13 protein-coding genes and 1 pseudogene are annotated in these 18,562 nt (G+C 42.3%); 7 read left to right on the top strand and 7 right to left on the bottom strand.

The window, feature by feature from the left end; genetic code table 11:
• Positions 1–126: 126 nt before the first annotated feature.
• The gene (locus tag H6G32_RS15490; protein ID WP_190459805.1) at positions 127–828 is read left to right on the top strand and encodes a choice-of-anchor E domain-containing protein; all 702 of its coding nucleotides are present in this window, start codon (positions 127–129) and stop codon (positions 826–828) included.
• 266 nt (positions 829–1,094) lie between these two features.
• Positions 1,095–1,970, top strand: a complete 876-nt coding sequence (locus H6G32_RS15485) for a Cof-type HAD-IIB family hydrolase (RefSeq protein WP_190459803.1) — start codon at positions 1,095–1,097, stop codon at positions 1,968–1,970.
• 254 nt (positions 1,971–2,224) lie between these two features.
• Here the strand turns inward: H6G32_RS15485 and H6G32_RS15480 are convergent, their stop codons facing one another.
• Positions 2,225–3,091, bottom strand: a complete 867-nt coding sequence (locus H6G32_RS15480) for a DALR anticodon-binding domain-containing protein (RefSeq protein WP_190459801.1) — start codon at positions 3,089–3,091, stop codon at positions 2,225–2,227.
• 275 nt (positions 3,092–3,366) lie between these two features.
• On the opposite strand from H6G32_RS15480, the gene H6G32_RS15475 reads away from it, so the two are divergent.
• Positions 3,367–4,125, top strand: a complete 759-nt coding sequence (locus H6G32_RS15475; protein ID WP_190459799.1) for a Crp/Fnr family transcriptional regulator — start codon at positions 3,367–3,369, stop codon at positions 4,123–4,125.
• A gap of 87 nt (positions 4,126–4,212) precedes the next feature.
• Here the strand turns inward: H6G32_RS15475 and H6G32_RS15470 are convergent.
• From H6G32_RS15470 to H6G32_RS15450, 5 genes and pseudogenes are all read right to left on the bottom strand, one after another.
• Positions 4,213–4,720: pseudogene (locus H6G32_RS15470) on the bottom strand (phosphate ABC transporter substrate-binding protein); the annotation flags it as partial.
• A 112-nt stretch (positions 4,721–4,832) separates the two neighbouring features.
• Positions 4,833–6,233 (bottom strand): ABC transporter substrate-binding protein, encoded by a 1,401-nt coding sequence (locus H6G32_RS15465; RefSeq protein WP_190459797.1) that lies wholly within the window; start codon positions 6,231–6,233, stop codon positions 4,833–4,835.
• Between the two features lie 155 nt (positions 6,234–6,388).
• Positions 6,389–7,459 carry a PstS family phosphate ABC transporter substrate-binding protein gene (locus H6G32_RS15460; protein WP_190459795.1) on the bottom strand — a complete coding sequence of 357 codons (1,071 nt, stop codon included), beginning with the start codon at positions 7,457–7,459 and terminating at the stop codon, positions 6,389–6,391.
• A gap of 115 nt (positions 7,460–7,574) precedes the next feature.
• Entirely contained in the window at positions 7,575–8,906 is a 1,332-nt protein-coding gene (locus H6G32_RS15455) for a serine/threonine-protein kinase (protein ID WP_190459794.1), read from the bottom strand.
• An 84-nt stretch (positions 8,907–8,990) separates the two neighbouring features.
• Positions 8,991–10,004: a LysR family transcriptional regulator gene (locus tag H6G32_RS15450; RefSeq protein ID WP_190459791.1), complete on the bottom strand. Its 1,014-nt coding sequence runs from the start codon at positions 10,002–10,004 to the stop codon at positions 8,991–8,993.
• Between the two features lie 212 nt (positions 10,005–10,216).
• Here H6G32_RS15450 and H6G32_RS15445 point away from each other — a divergent pair, with 212 nt between their 5' ends.
• The 3 genes from H6G32_RS15445 to H6G32_RS15435 all read left to right on the top strand — a co-directional run bounded on the left by H6G32_RS15445 (position 10,217) and on the right by H6G32_RS15435 (position 14,214).
• Positions 10,217–10,933, top strand: coding sequence for an NnrU family protein (locus H6G32_RS15445; protein ID WP_190459790.1), 717 nt, complete (start codon positions 10,217–10,219; stop codon positions 10,931–10,933).
• 381 nt (positions 10,934–11,314) lie between these two features.
• Entirely contained in the window at positions 11,315–11,701 is a 387-nt protein-coding gene (locus tag H6G32_RS15440) for a thioredoxin family protein (protein ID WP_190459788.1), read from the top strand.
• A gap of 410 nt (positions 11,702–12,111) precedes the next feature.
• Positions 12,112–14,214: an NAD(P)H-quinone oxidoreductase subunit 5 gene (locus tag H6G32_RS15435; protein WP_190459786.1), complete on the top strand. Its 2,103-nt coding sequence runs from the start codon at positions 12,112–12,114 to the stop codon at positions 14,212–14,214.
• Positions 14,215–14,327: 113 nt separating this feature from the next.
• On the opposite strand, the gene H6G32_RS15430 is transcribed toward H6G32_RS15435, so the two are convergent.
• On the bottom strand, positions 14,328–16,391 hold the full coding sequence (locus H6G32_RS15430) for a hypothetical protein (RefSeq protein WP_190459783.1): 2,064 nt from the start codon (positions 16,389–16,391) through the stop codon (positions 14,328–14,330).
• Between the two features lie 530 nt (positions 16,392–16,921).
• On the opposite strand from H6G32_RS15430, the gene ndhD1 reads away from it, so the two are divergent.
• Positions 16,922–18,496, top strand: a complete 1,575-nt coding sequence (gene ndhD1 / locus H6G32_RS15425) for a photosynthetic/respiratory NAD(P)H-quinone oxidoreductase subunit D1 (protein ID WP_190459781.1) — start codon at positions 16,922–16,924, stop codon at positions 18,494–18,496.
• The last annotated feature ends 66 nt before the right edge of the window (positions 18,497–18,562 follow it).

Raw genomic sequence — 18,562 nt, 5'->3', positions numbered from 1 at the left:
AAGCGATCATTGGTCAAAATCAAGTTTAAGTTAAAATTTTACACAAAATTAAGTATATTTATCCAGGCTTTAAATAAAGCTATTGAGTTAAAAATTATAATAGTACAGGTATCATATAATTTAGGCATGAACACAAAACTTTTTAATGGTTTAGTAGCTGCTACTACCCTAGCCGGGGTGGTGGCAACTGCCGGGTCTGCAAGTGCAGCTAGTCTCAGCTACACCACTTCTACGCCAACTCAGAAGACAAACGTCATCAACCAAGCCCTAAGTATCCAGCAGTTTGACTCGTCTCTCGGTACCCTAGAGTCAGTAGTCCTAGATTTCAGCGGTGACTTAGCTGGAAATGCCAAGTTTGAAAGTATGGACGCACTCCCAGCTACAATAAATGTGACTTGGGGTGGGATATTATCCATAGTCAACAGTAACTTGAATCTCGCCGGTTTAAGTCCGATATATATCACCCAGAATATGAGTTACGATGTCTCGGCCGATGACGAGACCTTAGATTTTGGAGGCACTTCTGGAAAGACAATCAATAATCTAACCGCCAGTAGCTCCCAGACTAAGACCTTTAATAGTGCCTCGGACTTGGGCATATTTACCGGACTTGGCAATGTCAACTTTTTGTACTCGGCTCAAGCTGTGTCATCGTTTACAGGCACGGGTAATATTACTAGCGTCGCCACTACTTTAGCCAACGCCAAGCTGAAAGTCACATACAACTATAAGTCAGTACCTGAACCCTCAGCCTTATTTGGGATTGGTCTAATTGCAGGGTTTGGTTTGTGGTCAAAAAACAAAAAGCTCGCTATGGTAAAGTCATAGACTTTGTCTCATGAGTGTTTTTTCACCTAACTCCTTTGGCAGTCAAGTTTGAAAATAGATTGGGGTATCAATCCCAGTTAGGTTATCAAATATTGAATGGTCAACCACTACCAATTTCTTCAGGTTATTTAGATGTGCCTTTCCCCACTTCATAAACCGGATTACCTAAAAATCCTGGTTTTTTTTATTGCGTCTGTAAGACGCAATATTTCTTTGTATCTCCCCACAGCCCACTAGCGTCAATGAGACTTTAACCAGGGGAATTTATGCCGAAGAAATCAACCACTCACTTGGCATTGACTGGCAATCAGGGTGAAGCTGGAATAGATATTAAGCTATTGGTTTTAGATATAGATGGTACGATCGCTGGGGAATCTAACACCTTGAGCGAATCTGTCAAGCAAGCGATCGCTGCGGTGCAAGCAAGAGGAATTCAAGTGGCGATCGCCACCGGTCGGATGTATCGTTCAGCCTTGCATTTCCACCAAGAAATTAACTCCACTCTGCCATTAATAGCCTATCAGGGAGCCTGGATTCAAGACCCAACCAGCCAAAAAGTTCATCGCCATTTGACGCTTTCTAGGGAAATTGCTGGGCAATTACTAGATTATTTTGAACAGCCTGAAAGGCGATCGCTTTTATCTGTCCACTTCTACATTAATGACCAGCTTTACGTGCGGGAGTTAACCAAAGAAACCCAACTTTATGCTGAACGTTCTGGTATTGTTCCCATACCCGTAGGTGATTTGCGTCAAATATTAACAAACGAACCAACTAAAGTCCTAGCTTTGTGCGATGACACAGACCTAATCGACGAACTTCTGAGCAATTTGCGCCGCCAATACACACCCGCCGAATTGTACCTGACAACATCTGTAGCCACCTTTTTGGAAGCGGCTAATGCTTTTGTCAATAAGGGAACTGCTGTAAGTTATCTAGCTGAAAAACTGCTGGGATTAGAAAGAGCCAACGTTATGACCATTGGCGATAACTTCAACGACATAGAAATGCTGGATTATGCTGGTATTAGTGTAGCGATGGGCAACGCACCAGTAGAAGTTCAAGCGATCGCTCAGTGGGTAGCTCCTAGGGTAGAAGAAGACGGCGCCGCAGTAGCCATCGAAAAATTTTTGCTGCTGTAAAAGAACTCTTTCAAACCAGTACCATAAACATCAGAAAGGGCACCGACGACTGGCCGTGTTTCGTCTCGGCGCCCTTGCTGGTTCGCTCCTCACACACCTGATACTATAGCCGAGGCGATTCATACAGTCAATAGCTGCGATAAAAGTTTTTAGATTTTCCACAGACCCAATTTTAGATTTGGAATTGAGGATTTGGAATTGAGGATTTGCCATTAAGCGGTAAGACCAAATCTAAATTTAAATCTGATGACCTCCTATAGTTCCAAGAGCGCAAAAACACCCAGTTTTTCTTCCAGCAAAGACCTTAAAACAAACTGAGTCGCCATCAACAATCCGAGTCTTGCTTGGGCTAGCTCCGGTGAGGAAATTTTCACCTCACCCCAAATACGGCAATTACACCAGAAGGTTTCAAAAGCTTGGCTCAAATTTAGCGCTGCTTTTTCCCAATTAACCGAGCCACTACCATCAGAACACTCCCAATCATCTACCACTTGCACCAACTCGGCAATTAGATGGGCCTCATCAGGGTGATTAAGGCGAAGTCTCTGATCACAGTTAAGCCAAGGTATAGGCTGTTGAGCGATGACATCTGAAATAGCTAGACTACCATCTGTCACTGATCCGCTCAATTTAATTAATCCCTCTCGTTGAGCTAGTAAGACTAGGGAACGGCAGCGTGCATGGGCATATTGAATAGCAAACAATCTAGAAGGATTTTGGATGAGGCTTGCTTCTCTACCCTGAACCTTCTCTAAAGTTGCACTACCAACTGCGAGATTTTGCAGCCAAACCGCTAAAGTAGAATGAGTCAATTTTAAATGAATCCAACCTGGGGGAACTATTTGGACATTGAAAAAGTCGCTAGATGTCGCCAATAAGTGAGCAGCAATCCCATCAGCAAGCTCCATAGCTTTTGAATTCTGAGATTTTGATAGCCGCAGAGCTACACCTGAAATATATAAAATTTCCCCATCGTCTCTACCTTTAAATAGAGGAATTTTTCCATCTTCTATGCATACAATTACCCCATTACTGGTATAAATATTTAGGGCAGCCACTAGTTGACTGCATACTAACTGCTTAGTCGCTGCATATTCACTAACGAGTAGCCTCTGATGCACTTAGTCCTTTGTAAAAAACCTGTATCACAGATCATTTGATCCGGTTTCTTCTATCTAAAGATAGAAGCTTAATCTAGATAGAGAAAAATGAGAGTAGGATAAAATTTGATGAATAATCGATGAATAGTGAGTAAACTTTACTACCATCATTGTACAGTAAGAAGTATAACAGAAGAGTAGAGGGCAATTTTGCTTTCTACACTCACTTTAGATGGCTGGCGCTGTTAGGCGTTTAGCCTGCCTCGCCAACACAAAGACACTCCTTGCACCTTTTTATGTCGTCTTTGTCTTCAGCCGAACGCTCTTTGTTACCTATGCAATCTCCATCTTCTTTCTCCGAGGCATCACGGCCTTTCTTAACTTGGCAACGAATTCTTGATTGGGCCCAAGAACACTACCGCTGCCGCACCTTCAGCAAAGATGAGCGCATTCCAGCTAGGCCTGGATTGCTATATTTGGTGCAAAGGGGTGCGATCCGCATGGTAGGAACCGCCCAGGTTAGTGCCACTGCCAGTCAGCTAACATCTCGACGAATCAACAGAACCCCAGAAGAAGCTTTCTTGGGTTTTGTGGGAGCGGGACAGCCTTTTGAAATTGTTGCCCAGTCACCATTCACACTTCAGGCTTACGCCCACGTTGATCAAACTGCGGTGCTGTGGATGTACTGGCATGACTTAGACAACTGGCCTCACTTCCGCCGTGAAGTCATGGATGCCTTTAGATACCAGCACCAGCGTAAGCTGCTGTGGCTGAGTGCTTTGGGACAACGACGCACAATTGACCGACTTTTAGGATTTCTCACATTGTTAATTGAGGAATATGGAGAGCCGGCAATGAGCGAAACTGACCCCGATGTGATTCGCGGCTATTGTCTGCCTTTCCCCCTCACTCATGCCCAAATTGGTAGCGCGATTGGTTCAACTCGTGTCACCGTCACCCGCTTGATGGGCAAGTTGCGTCAACGCGGCTTAATCCTCACCCAAGGTGATAATCTTATTTGCTTGCCAGCAGAATCGATTAATAGAACCAGCTAAAGAGCAGATTCAGATATCTTAGGAGAAACCACCCTCCGGAGATATACAACAGGAGCCACTGCTCTCTCGAGCTATTAAGAACAGGTGTCAGGGGATTTTGACGAACCCAGTTTGGTTAATCAGTTCCTGTCCCTGCTCAATCAGCAGTAAGTTGGCTTAAGCCACACCTGCTTACTGCTTAGTTTGACTATTCTGTTTGACTACCACAAACAGATTAAGGGTAATCGGGTACTTTCCTGATTTCAAAGCCTCAATGTTCAATTTGTTCCGTCTATCAGAATATTTAGACGGGAGGACAAATGATTCTTGGTAGGGAGCAATGTATTACCCTTGTGTTCACCCCAACAGCAAGGCTCTAATGGAACATTGAGGAATAATCTCTGGGGTAAAAGCGTAAATAGATGCCACCAGGACTACCAGCCAATTATTGCAAGGCTTGGGTGGTTGTGGAGACAAATTCCACTTAAGTACCGAAAGGTTGACCACCCAAGATGTCTTGGACAAAAAGTTCTACTGTCCCGCCATCATTGATGCAGCAGAAATCAGGCATAATCGGGAGATTGGGGCCCATAACTTGCCTCCGATTATTTATCTGGTCGTTAGTTCAGTTGTAATTATTGATTTCTGCAAGCCGCACACTCGTGACTTCCAGTCATGAGTTAGGCGCAAATTATTTCTGTATTTAGTCATGGGAAGTTCAATGCTAATTATCGTAATGGCTGAAAGTCATACCCAGCACGAGAGCGATTACCAGGAATAATTTTTACAAGTTGGACTGGGGCATTCCGGTCGCCTGATGCTAAGAACCGAATCGCACCAGAAGCGCCTGTTGTAAAAAAGCTAGGGGAGGAAAGGGCCTGTTGTATGCCAGAACGCGTAGGATTAGACTCTAATGCAGCAATAAGAGTACGTGCGGCATCATAAGCGAGGGCACTACGCCAACTTACATCAGCACCCCACAACTGCCGGGATTTCTGAGGAAAATCTGACTGAGAATCGCCATCGATATGCCAAGGAACTGCCACTACCATCCCATCAGCTTGTTGCCCACCAACTGCTAAAGTTTTAACGGTGTAAACATCATCACCCCCCAGTAGAGGCAACCGTTTCTGGTTAACCTGAACTACTTGCAAAGCCTTATCCAAGGAATCACTGTTAGTGGCTAGCATCAACACTTCAGCTCCTTGCTGAGTCGCTTGTGCTACGCTTTGAGCGGCACTAAAATCAGCTTTGGACAAATCAAATTCACTGGGTACTTGTCCACCCTCCAAGGAAACAGATGAAACAAACTCGGACTTGAGGGACTGGCTATAATTACTCTGGGAATTAAAGAAAACCGCGGCTTTTTTTTTCTGCAAGGTTTTCACCATGTAGTTGGCTAAACTTCTGGCAGCCATGAAATCACTGGGCACCGTGCGAAAAACGTAGCGGCTAAAGTTGGAAATTTTGACTGAAGTGCTGGTAGGGGAAATAGCTACCAGTTGTCCCTTAGTATAGATAGTGCCTGCAGCTAAAGTAGCATCGCTAGCATTAGGGCCCACTACACCTAATACGTCTGGATTTTTGACTAAGTTGGCAGCAATTTGCTGAGATATCTCTGGCTTGTCGTCGTCGTTAGCTATGCCAACCTTTAACGGCACTCCCTTAATTCCTCCAGAGGAGTTAATTTCGTTTTGGGCTTGAGCGATGCCACGTAGAATTTCTAAAGCAGTATTGGGTTCAGTACCCAGTGGTACAGATGCAACAACGGTATAGTTTTTGCCAGATTTTATGCGGGCATTATTAAGAAATATCAGTGCCTCTGGATCGTTTCGCTTTAGTTTTATGGCTGCTTCCAAATTGGCGATCGCCTGATCGTAACTTTTATCAGCGATCGCTTGCACACCCTCTTTTTTAGCTGGAGTTACATCACCCGGAGTTAAAGTTCTTTCACCAAAACTAATGCGTTCTACCATTGATGCATTGCTGACACTTTCCGGATTTTGAGCAGTAGAACCACCAAATTTAACCCCAGAACTACTAGCAAACCACCAAATACCGCCACCTGCTAACCCAGTCGTTAGGATTAGGGCTAAGGCTAAAACCACTGTTTCATTCTTTTTTGACATGAGCTAGTTTTAATAATGATGTTTAAAATTTGATTATTTTGCCACGTTAAACAGCTGCGAACATTGATGGCTTTGTTGCCGACAAGTTTAAAATTTAGCTAACAAATTCAGCCTTTTGCTTTCATCAGCAAGTTGCAATTAGGTACAAACCTAGCTCACTTAATTCTGATAAATCCAGCCTTTTCGATCAGTTCTTGGCCTTGTGATGTCAACAGCCAATTTGCATAGGCTTCCCCAGCTTGCTCGTCTGTTTGACCATTCTGTTTCAAAATTACAAATAAATTACGAGTAATTGGGTATTCCCCACTTTGAAAATCCTGATCATTCAACTGGTTACGCTTCATAGGACATTCAGAGGTAGGTATATAGGGTTCTCGGTAGGGAGTTACCAATTGCCCACTTGTGCGCCCTAGTGGCAGGGGCTTAACGGTACACTGGGGTACAACCTCTGGGGCAGAAGCATAATAAATTCCACCCGGATTTAAAGCTAGTTTTCGTAGTGCTTCCGTAGTAGTGCCAATATAACTAACGTTGATACCAAAATTCTCTTTATTAAGAACGTTGTCGATAAAGAATTCCACTGTACCTCCCGCTTCTTTGCTACGAGATAAGGGCGTAATGGTTAAATTTGGCCCACCTACCTCTTGCCAGTTGGTAATTTTGGCAGTGTATATGTCTTTTAGTTGAGCAACGGTTAAACCAGGGATGTTAAGGTTTCGGTTGACTGCGATCGCAATTCCATCAATTGCTACTGGAATTTCTTTCAAGCTAAATCCTTTTTGTTGAGCTTTTTGGTTTTCTTCACCCTTGATTGAGCGAGAAGATTGAGAAAAAGCTAGTTGATTATCTATCAACATCTCAATACCCGTGCCAGAGCCGGGTGGTTTATTAAGAGATTGAGTGTAGCGTAAAGTAAATTGAGGGCAGGTGCGTTCAAGCACTGGATCTACCTGTCCACGAATCGGTGCCCATGTTGTGCTACCGCCATAGTTGAATGTCCCACCTGGTAGGTTTGCCACATTACATTTAGTCACTGGCTGGTTTTGAATCATCCAAGAATTAGTCTGGTTACCACTCTCTGAAGAGTTAGGAGAGGAAGAAGTGCTAACTTGATTTTTAGTTAATTGTGCCCAGCGTTCCATCAGAAACCATAAGCCAGCGAAGATTAAGCCAATGCTTATGAGCATTGCTAAGAAAAGGTTAAGTGTTTCCTTTTTCGCAGACATAATATTTTGGGAAATAAAAAATACGTACTGTTATAAACAGTATACTTAAAAAATATAAGTTTTAAAAATTACTGAACTATTTTTCTAATCTCTAAACATTCTGAACATAGTGCCATTAAAGCAGAAGAGATAACAATTTATAAATAAGACGAAATAGTGCTGTTATGGCAATAGCTATTAAACTAGCAGTAACCGCTAAAATCACCACTTGTGGAATACTAAGACCGACCCGAAACAAGGGAATGAAAAATATCAAAGCAAAACTAATACCTGGAATAATTAACAAATCAAATTTTTCAATCCAGCGCCTCGTTTGGGAAAAAATTAGTATCCCTAAAATCACCGCTGAAATACCCAGAGTAATTATGGGGTTATGTACCAGACTTAAAAGGGCGATCGCGATCAATGCACCCTCAAACCCACTAAATGCTGCTCCAGCTAACAACTCCCATGTGGAAAATGCTGGTTGACTCTTTATTGGCAGTGGTGGTTTATTACCTGGTTCTAGGGCGTCTAAAACCTCCTGGGCTGACTGAAAGCGTTGGTTAGCAGCAGGCAGGAGCATCTTGTCTAAAATATCAGCCAAGGGGCGGCTTACAGTTGCTTGCGATCGCCATTTCAATTGGTTACTATAGGCATCAAATAGCTGACTTGCTTCCTGACCTGTCAGCAAAGTAATAATAGTTACAGCCAAAGCGTATAAATCTGTAGATGGGAATACTTGCCCTCCAGCCATTTGCTCAGGGGGTGCAAATCCCAGAGAATAAATTCCTGTGGAAGAAGCAGCAGAACTAGAAGGGGCGTTTGTAACTTGCTTAACTGCACCAAAATCTAGCAGGAAGACTCTACCATCTCGACGACGCATGATGTTAGAGGGTTTAATATCTCTGTGGATAATGCTTTTGTTATGGACGAACTTTAGGACTTTGAGAATTTCTCTGAGTAATTCCAACACATCTGCTTCAGAAAACTTGCCCTTTTGAGCTAATTCTTCCTCTAGGTTTTGCCCATCAATATATTCTTGTACTAAGTAAAAAAACTGGTCTTGCTGCCCTGGTTGAAGGCTCTGGACTATCGCTGGAAAAAAAGCAAATAAGCCAGGAATTTGCTCGTGTTCGTTACCTATTTGCGCTAAAACGTCTGCTTCTCTCTCAAATAGCTGTTGCGCTAGTTGCAGTTGATTTGAGGTTAAATTTCCCGCGGGTTGGAACTGCTTAACCACGCATGGGCGCATTCCGGGAATGCGGCGATCGCCTGCCAAAAAGGCTGCACCAAAACCCCCTCTTCCCAGCAGCTTGCTTGGCACATAGCGACCATCTAATATTAGTGGCATTCCGCAGGTAGTGCAGTATTTTTGCTGGGTTGTTTTCAGGGTCGTAATATCATCTAAGTCAGCAAAAAAGTTTTTTGGGCGGGAGCAGCGGGGACGAGTGCAGTAAACTTCCATTTTAGTTTTTAGTCATTAGTCATTAGTCATTAGTCCTTAGTCCTTAAAACTAATGACCAGTAACTAATGACCAATGACAATATGTTAGCTGACGTCTGAGGATCGGGGAGTCGCTGCATCCAATGTAGTTACCACTAGTTTCTTTTGTGCTAATTTTAACACATCTTGATTCCAGCCAGGAGTAGCAAACTGCGGCAGAATTTCCTGACTAAAGGCTTCTGCTGCCTTGGATCGATAACGATTGGGATTAAAAATCAGCCATAGCGTTCGCTTGACAACAACACCTTCAATGGGAGCACAATGCAGCACGCCCATTTGTAATTCTTTAGCGATCGCCGAGGTAGAGACAAAAGCCGCACCCAAACCAGATTGCACGGCATTTTTAATTGCTTCTATGGAATTTAGTTCCATTTCAATTTTAAACCGCCTGGTATCAATCTCACAGCGTGCTAGCACCTGATCTATGACTTTGCGGATAGTCGATTGAGAATCTAGAGAAATGAATTGTAGTTTATATAGGTCTTCTTTTTGGATCGTTTCCAGTTTGGCAAAAGGATGGAATACAGGTAAAATCAGCGCTAATTCATCCTCAGCGTAGGGCAAAATTTCCAAAGATTCTGCCAATTCACCGGGAATTTCACCACCGATAATTGCCAGATCTACTTGTCCGTTAGCTACACTCCAGGCAGTCCGCCTAGTAGAGTGAACGTGTAATTGTACTGCCACATCTGGATATTTTTGCCGAAATATGCCAATCATTCTCGGCAAAAGATAAGTGCCAGTAGTTTGAGAAGCGCCAACAATCAAAGTACCGCCTTGGAGATTTTGTAAATCCTCAATAGCGCGACATGTTTCCTGGCACAAACTGAGGATTTTTTCACCGTAGCTTAAAAGTAGATGCCCTGCTTCAGTTAATTGTGCGCGACGTCCGCCACGGTCGAATAAGGGGACATCCAGCTGCCGTTCTAGATTTTGGACTTGTAAGCTGACGGCAGGTTGGGAGACGTAAAGACTATCAGCGGCGCGCTTGAAGCTTCCTTCTACAGCGATCGCTTTGAGAATACGTAACTGATCTAAAGTGAAAGGAAGGTCAGACATAAGGCTCAACCCACAAACTTTGAAAGGAGTGGCTTTGGCAACAAATCAGGTGTCACAGCAATCAGCTGGGCAAAATTTGTTGCATCTTAAACTTGGACACTTTACTGGAAAAAGACAGTACCACAACATCTTGACTAAAGTCTCCTTTGGAATACTTTGTGGTATTGGTTGTACTGAATTAAGATTTTTTTAAATTACTTCACCTAATGTATATGATGCCGAATCCTTGGTTTACCTCCAGTCATTTTGTCATGCTGGGGTTGCAATTAGCTTTTGCGATCGCCCACAGTGGTGGAGCAGCCTTGCGCCCTTGGGCAGAAAAGCATATCGGACCAAGGCTTTATCGCATTTTCTTTGCACTCATCAGTCTACCGTTAGCTGTAATATTGATTACCTACTTTATTAACCATCGTTATGATGGCTTGCAACTTTGGCAGGTGCAAGGTGTGCCTGGAGTGGCAGCAGTAGTTTGGGTGCTGTCAGCGATTTCGTTTTTGTTTTTATATCCTGCTACTTTCAATCTACTAGAAATTGCTGCCATTCAAAAGCCCCAAGTCCACCTTTACGAGACAGGAATAATTCGTATTACCCGTCATCCCCAGATGGTGGGGCAAATAATTTGGTGTGTCGCTCATACAGTCTGGCTAGGTACTACCTTTACCTTGATGACCTCGATAGGGTTAGTGTTGCATCACCTTTTTGGGGTTTGGCATGGAGATCGTCGCCTAGGCTACCGCTATGGAGAAGCCTTTGAATTGGTCAAACAGCGGACTTCAACTATTCCCTTTAAAGCAATTATTGACGGTCGTCAATCTATCAAATGGCAGGAATTTCTGCGCCCTGCTTATTTAGGAGTTGCCATTTTTATATCCCTGCTTTGGTGGGCGCATCCTCTGTTGCTGATAGCTACTAGTAGGATAAGATGGTAATTTTAGACGATCCCCACTATCAGCAAAAAATCCCAAGTCAAGGAAAATATCAGCTTATCAAATGCTACCGAATCAATGTAGGATGAAATCAAATAGCTGTCAGTGGAGTTGTCCTCAGTCGGTTTGAGATTTTATATTGGTAGTTGCTGGTTAATTGACTTTCCTGAGTAGTCAACGGCAATCAGGAGTTGAACATCTAATAAAAAGCCACCGTGAATGTCGCGCTGGCTTTTTTGTCAAAGCCACAATCAATAGGCTCAATTTTTTTCGCATAATTTTTTATTTATGCCCTGAGCGCGTCTATCGGCAGTGACTAAGAAAGCCAACTCTTCGGTGCTGATAGCTAGTTTGATATAAAAACCCTATAATTCAAGAGGCGTCATGGTGTTGTCGGTTAGTGAGCGGACATTTACTCAAGAAGTTTTAGAATCTCCAATTCCTGTTTTAGTTAATTTTGAAGCACCTTGGTGTGGCTTGTGTCGCATCATCCATCCGTTGCTGTTGCAATTTCAAGCCCAATGTGGTGACGAAATTAAACTAGTTGGGATTAATGCCGATCAAAATTTCAAACTGTCTAACACTTATAGACTTAAATCACTACCAACTTTACTTTTGATTGAAAATGGCATGATCCGGCATCGCCTGGAAGGTTTTCGCGGTAGAGAAGATCTACGTCTGGCCTTAGAAGAAATTAAACTAGAGTTTAGCACTAGCCACAAATCATACAATAGCCCAAAATCAGCAGATTTGGAGTGTCGATCAGCCTAAAGGGCAAGACTAACGTCGGCAAATCTAAAACCATGCTTAACACCCCACCCAAAGGTCATTGGGTGGGGTATTTTATCCTCAAGGGTGTGTGTCACAATTATTAACAGTTCCGACCTGGACAGTTGCCTGCGGACGGGCAATTGGCTAGGCACGGAGACCACTCAAACTTCTCTCTCCGTCACAGTCCTCTGAAAACCGTCCGCAGCGCAGTTCACTCAACGGGAAGTCGCCCTCTGGGAGACTACAAGTCGGGCATTGCTGACGGCAGTTGCTACTCTTCGGGAAGGCGTTCCGCCTATAACTCACCGCAGGGCAGTACACTCTCCCCCTCAACGCAGTGGATCGATAACCCCCGCAAGCGACTGCTACAGTCCTAAGTTAATTAAGAATTCTAAAAGTAGGCGTCAGTGATGGAAGTAATCTATCAGTATGCCTGGCTGATTCCAGTATTACCTCTTTTGGGAGCAATGCTGGTCGGTCTAGGGTTAATCTCGTTGAATCAGGTAACAAATCGCCTGCGGCAGCTTAATGCTGTAGTTATTATCTCCCTGATGGGAGCGGCCATGGGGCTATCGTTGGCCTTGCTATGGAGTCAAATTCAAGGACACGCGCCTTACCTCCGCACCCTAGAATGGGCAGCAGCGGGCAATTTTCACCTGAGCATGGGCTACACTATTGACCACCTGACAGCCCTGATGCTGGTGATTGTGACTACAGTAGCCTTCTTAGTTATGATTTACACTGATGGCTACATGGCTCATGACCCAGGGTACGTGCGGTTTTACGCCTATCTCAGCTTGTTTGGCTCTTCAATGTTGGGTCTGGTGGTCAGCCCCAACCTAGTACAGGTTTATATTTTCTGGGAACTGGTCGGCATGTGTTCCTACTTGCTGGTCGGCTTTTGGTACGATCGCAAGTCAGCAGCAGATGCTTGTCAAAAAGCGTTTGTCACTAACCGCGTCGGTGACTTTGGTCTGTTACTCGGCATCCTGGGGCTGTTCTGGGCGACAGGAAGCTTTGATTTTAATATCATGGGCGATCGCCTCGCCGAACTCGTGCAAACAGGTTCTATCAGCAATTTCCTCGCTGTCCTGTTGGCGATTTTGGTCTTCCTCGGCCCAGTGGCAAAATCAGCCCAATTCCCCCTCCACGTCTGGCTACCAGATGCGATGGAAGGCCCCACCCCCATTTCTGCCCTAATCCACGCAGCAACAATGGTGGCAGCGGGTGTGTTCCTGATTGCCCGGATGTACCCTGTATTTGAAAATGTGCCAGCGGCAATGAACGTGATTGCCTTTACTGGTGCATTTACAGCGTTTCTGGGGGCGACTATTGCCATTACCCAAAACGATATCAAAAAGGGCCTTGCTTACTCCACCATTTCCCAACTCGGTTACATGGTGATGGCCATGGGAGTAGGCGCTTACAGTGCTGGATTATTCCACCTCATGACCCACGCCTATTTTAAGGCGATGCTGTTCTTGGGTTCCGGTTCTGTGATTCACGGCATGGAAGGAGTCGTCGGTCACGACCCCGTATTAGCCCAAGATATGCGCTTGATGGGGGGACTACGGAAGTATATGCCCGCCACAGGTGTCACATTTTTGATTGGTTGTTTAGCAATTTCTGGGATTCCCCCCTTTGCTGGTTTCTGGTCAAAAGATGAAATTCTCGGAAAAGCCTTTGCTGCTAACCCATCTCTCTGGTTAATTGGCTGGGTAACTGCCGGGATTACAGCTTTCTATATGTTCAGAATGTATTTCATGACATTTGAAGGCAAATTCCGGGGCACTGACGAGAAAATCAAGCAAAAACTTAAGAAAGCAGCAGCTACTATTGTTCTGGAATTAGAGTCAGCAGAACCAGCCCCGAATTTTGGACCAGGGGCGATGAAAAAAGGAGAATTGGCGGCTACTGGTGCCCACCATGATGCCCATGACTCCCACGGACATCACAGCGATACTCCCCATGAATCGCCGTGGACAATGACTCTGCCATTGGTGGTTTTGGCAGTACCTTCAATTTTGATTGGTTTGGTAGGCACACCCTACGCCAACTACTTTGAGCAGTTCATTTTTCCTCCTAGCGAAACTCTGGCGGAAGTTCTGGAAAAAGCTGCTGAGTTCGACCCGTCGGAATTTTACTTGATGGCGGGGAGTTCAATTGCGGTTTCTGTGATTGGGATTACCTTGGCGCTGCTGATGTATTTGTGGCGTAAGATTGACCCAGCTGCGATCGCCGAAAAAATCAAACCACTGTATGATCTATCCCTTAACAAGTGGTACTTTGACGACATTTACCATCGGGTCTTCGTCATCGGCTTGCGTCGTCTAGCTAGACAAGTCATGGAAGTTGACTTCCGTGTTGTCGATGGCGCTGTTAACCTTACAGGTTTCTTCACCTTGGTCAGCGGTGAAGGTCTGAAATACCTAGAAAACGGTCGGGTTCAATTCTATGCCTTGATCGTTTTTGGGGCTGTTTTGGGCTTAGTCATCGTCTTTGGTGTTACCTGATTTTAATAGGGGTGGACGAAAGTCCGCCCCTACATCTTTTTTATCTCACGCAGAGGCGCAGAGTCGCGGAGAGGAATTAAGAGTTTGGTTTAAAAAATGGATATTAAAATTATTTACGATAAAGCCCATTTTCTAAACTTGTCCATTGTTTTCTTATCTTTTACCGCTTCTAAAGCAATATTTGCGTCAATAATTATCTCTCTAAAATAAAATTCCAATGACATAATTTCTGCATCGTCTGAGGTTGTACATATTCTGTATCCAATAGAATTTAAAAGTGCAAAGCAATACTCTCTACTACGTTTTGAATAATAATCTAGTAGCTTACTTTGCGTATTACTTGAATGAACAAGCATATTACGGATCCGGTAAATATTATAAATATTACTTTTAATTTCAAAAATTTTTTCTAATATGTATTTTTCACAATCAAGAGGGTTATAATAAACCTCATAACAAGTCTCAAGGTATGTAGGTATTTTTTTATCATGTTTCTCTAATTCTTTTTTTATTGCAGGTAGTTTTTCTACAAATTTTTCTATACTAAGCTCAACATCGTTGTAAAAATAATTGAGTAAATCACTGGAAATATATTCTACTAATGATGGCTGATTAGGATCGGATATATATTCTTCTACAAAAAATTTTGGCAGTTGATTACTAAGTATTATTGGTCTAGTAAATTCTATTAAAGCATTTCGAGCTTCTTTATGTAAGAAAATTCTTAACTCACTAAACACTAGAAGTAACTGAACTGTTTTAATAGCATCATCGTTTCCAACCCATAAATCTATAGTTTCTAAAAAAAGCTTAATGTTAAGCTTCTTTAAATCAGTTGATAAATTAGGCAGTCTTGTAGAAACCACCCCAGAGTCAGCAGAAAACTTTTCTATAGCAAACCATGAATTTAACAATTCTTGAGAACTTTGTAAAGATTCAGATGCCTGTCTGTATAAATCGATAGATGTAAACCATTTTTCTACAGTTGGGTGACATATAGTTTCAGAAGATATCCAGCTACCTATTCTTAATCGTTGATTTTGTGTTTCGATAGAATTTTCTTCATTAATTATTGTATTGTCTCTACGTCCTTTAAACTTGAAATCTTGTATTTTTCCTGTGATATCACATATCAAAAAATCATCTGATAAAATAATAGGCTGTTCTTTCATTTTTCGCGTTGATAAAGCAGCTATAGTTCTTTCAGCCATCTGTTTGGCTCTAATTGCCATAAATTTGCTGTCTATACCTTGTATATCAATTGCTACACAATAATGTGATTTATTTTCCCATTTTTGTAAACAATCGTCTAAATTATCTTCATTTTTAATTTTTTTGCCATGCCTTTTTGGACTATAAAAATAGACATTTCCAATATTAAATTTATTTTCAAATTGAATACCTTTTATCCAAAAAATGACTTGATATTTTTGAGGATCTTGGCAATAAATCTTATTTAAAAAATAAAGTCTTTGTTCAAAACTGAGATTTTCATAATATAGTTTAAGTTCTTCCCTATACTCGTCAGATGATTTTTGATTTTGTGATGGTGATCCCCATACCCTTGGAATTAAATAATCTTGATTTATATCTTTAAAATCTTCAAACTGACTATCTAATATGTCTTCTATAGATAAGATTCCTTTCCTATTAAAAAGTAAAATTATTGTGTCTACGAGAAATTGGATTTGCTGATCATCTGGTTTACTTTCAAGGAGTTGTTTGTATAATAATTTAAGAGTCAGTTCAAAGTTTTTTACTGAGGTTAATTTATTTTCTATATTTCTAATTAATATTAGAAAGTCTTCTAATTTAAATTTACCTCCAGTTTTATTATCCTTGGATAAAGTCTCAACAATAAAAGATAATTCCTGGTTTACCTTTGCTGCCCAATCTCTTTTTAGCTTATTTAACTCTTTTTGCGTTGGCAAATCAAATCCTTGCCCTTGATTATCTTTAGTATTAGTGAAAAAAACGCAGTAATTACATAGAGATATTTCAAAAAACTTTTTTCCATATTGACTTTTGGCAAAATGATCTTTATTGACATAAATCTCTTCGTGTAAATCTTGCAATATTAGCAATAAATGACGACTATAATCTCCTGTTTCATTGTTTTTAATTAATTCGCATCTTTCTCGCCATATCTTTTTTAAGATTTCAATATTTTTTATCATGATTGCAGCTACATTAAATAGATATATTTTAGTCCACAAACTAACCTTATAGAAAATAATCATATTCATCGCAAAATAACAATTGGACTATTTTACCACTTTTTTTTTGTAAAAGTAATATATAATACCGATCCTAATATTATAGAAGCTGATGCCGATCAGATTATTCAAAGAACTATCGAAATTCTAAATTTTGCCAAAGCAAATATTGACCCTCTATCCCCTTGAAAAATTACAAAAATCCTGTTAATCCTCTAATCCTGAAAATCCTGATTCTGACATTTGAGGATTCCCAGGATGTCGATGATTGGTGATATCGTCTTTGATGTAGGGTAAACTTTTGACTGAACTGGGAGTATTCCACCCTACATTCCGTACATCAGATGTTAAAAAAGACTCCTCGAAAGCAGAATGAGGGATTGCCAATTTGATTAAATCAACCTAACAATGAAGGCAAAACCGCCAAAAAGCTGTTAGTTAATAACTAGTGACTTTTTGCCAAACATGATTTTAATTGCAGACTGATTGTGATGAATATAGCTAATTTCCCGTGGCTGACGACGATTATTCTGTTCCCAATAGCGGCGTCACTACTGCTTCCCATCATCCCAGATAAAGATGGCAAAACAGTGCGCTGGTATTCCCTCATCGTCGGGCTGATAGATTTTGCACTGATTGTTTACGCCTTTTATACTGGGTATGATTTCTCCAATCCCGATTTGCAGCTGGTGGAGAGTTACCCCTGGGTACCACAACTCGGTTTGAATTGGTCAGTAGGGGCAGATGGCTTGTCCATGCCCCTAATTATCTTGACAGGATTCATTACCACCCTGGCGATTTTAGCAGCCTGGCCTGTGACCTTTAAGCCGAAACTCTTCTTCTTCTTGATTTTGGCAATGTATGGCGGTCAAATTGCCGTTTTCGCCGTCCAGGATATGCTGTTATTTTTCCTGGTGTGGGAACTGGAACTAGTACCGATATACTTTTTGTTGTCGATTTGGGGAGGTAAAAAGCGGCAATACGCAGCGACTAAGTTCATCTTATACACCGCTGGCGGGTCGCTATTTATTTTACTGTCTGCCCTGACAATGGGATTTTATGGCGGTACAGTCACCTTTGATATGCAAGCCCTAGGGCTGAAGGACTTCGCCCTCAATCTTCAACTGTTACTTTATTCAGGCTTCCTGATTGCTTACGCCGTCAAGTTGCCGATTATTCCCTTGCACACCTGGCTACCTGATGCCCACGGTGAAGCTACAGCGCCGGTACACATGTTGCTGGCTGGTATTCTGCTGAAAATGGGCGGTTACGCCTTAATTCGGATGAATGCTCAAATGCTCCCCGATGCCCACGCTTATTTTGCGCCTGTGTTAGTGGTTTTGGGGGTAGTAAATATCATCTACGCCGCGCTAACATCCTTTGCCCAGCGCAACCTTAAACGTAAAATTGCCTATTCCTCAATTTCCCACATGGGCTTTGTCCTCATTGGTATTGCCTCCTTCACCGATTTGGGATTGAGTGGGGCAGTGTTACAAATGGTTTCCCACGGGTTGATTGGGGCGAGTTTGTTCTTCCTTGTAGGCGCAACTTATGACCGGACACACACCCTAATGTTGGATGAAATGGGTGGTGTTGGTAAGAGAATGCGGAAGATTTTCGCTATGTTCACCACTTGTTCAATGGCTTCTTTAGCATTGCCAGGAATGAGCGGTTTTGTGGCAGAATTAATGATATTTGTTGGCTTTGCTACTAGCGATGCTTATAGCCCTACATTCAAAGTCATTGTGATTTTCTTGATGGCAGTTGGGGTGATTTTAACTCCAATTTATCTGCTGTCAATGTTGCGGGAAATCTTCTACGGTGAAGAGAACGAAGAATTAGTTTCTCATCAAGCTTTGATAGATGCTGAACCCCGCGAAGTCTTTATCATCGCCTGTTTGTTGATTCCAATTATTGGTATTGGTTTCTATCCCAAGTTGCTAACTCAAATGTACGACGCTACAACTGTACAATTGACAGCAAGATTGCGTGATTCTGTGCCGACACTAACAGCACAAAAAGAAGTGCAAAATGTTTCTTTGAGTGCGCCGATAATTGGTAATTAGCAATTGATGGTTTAAATTAATATTGCTTTGAGGGTGGGTTTTGTACCTGCCCTTTTTTCTAGTTAC

The organism is Cylindrospermum sp. FACHB-282 (assembly GCF_014697195.1).
GTDB lineage: Bacteria > Cyanobacteriota > Cyanobacteriia > Cyanobacteriales > Nostocaceae > Cylindrospermum.
Note: the sequence above shows the minus strand (reverse complement) of the source record. Positions and strands in the feature narration are given on the sequence as shown.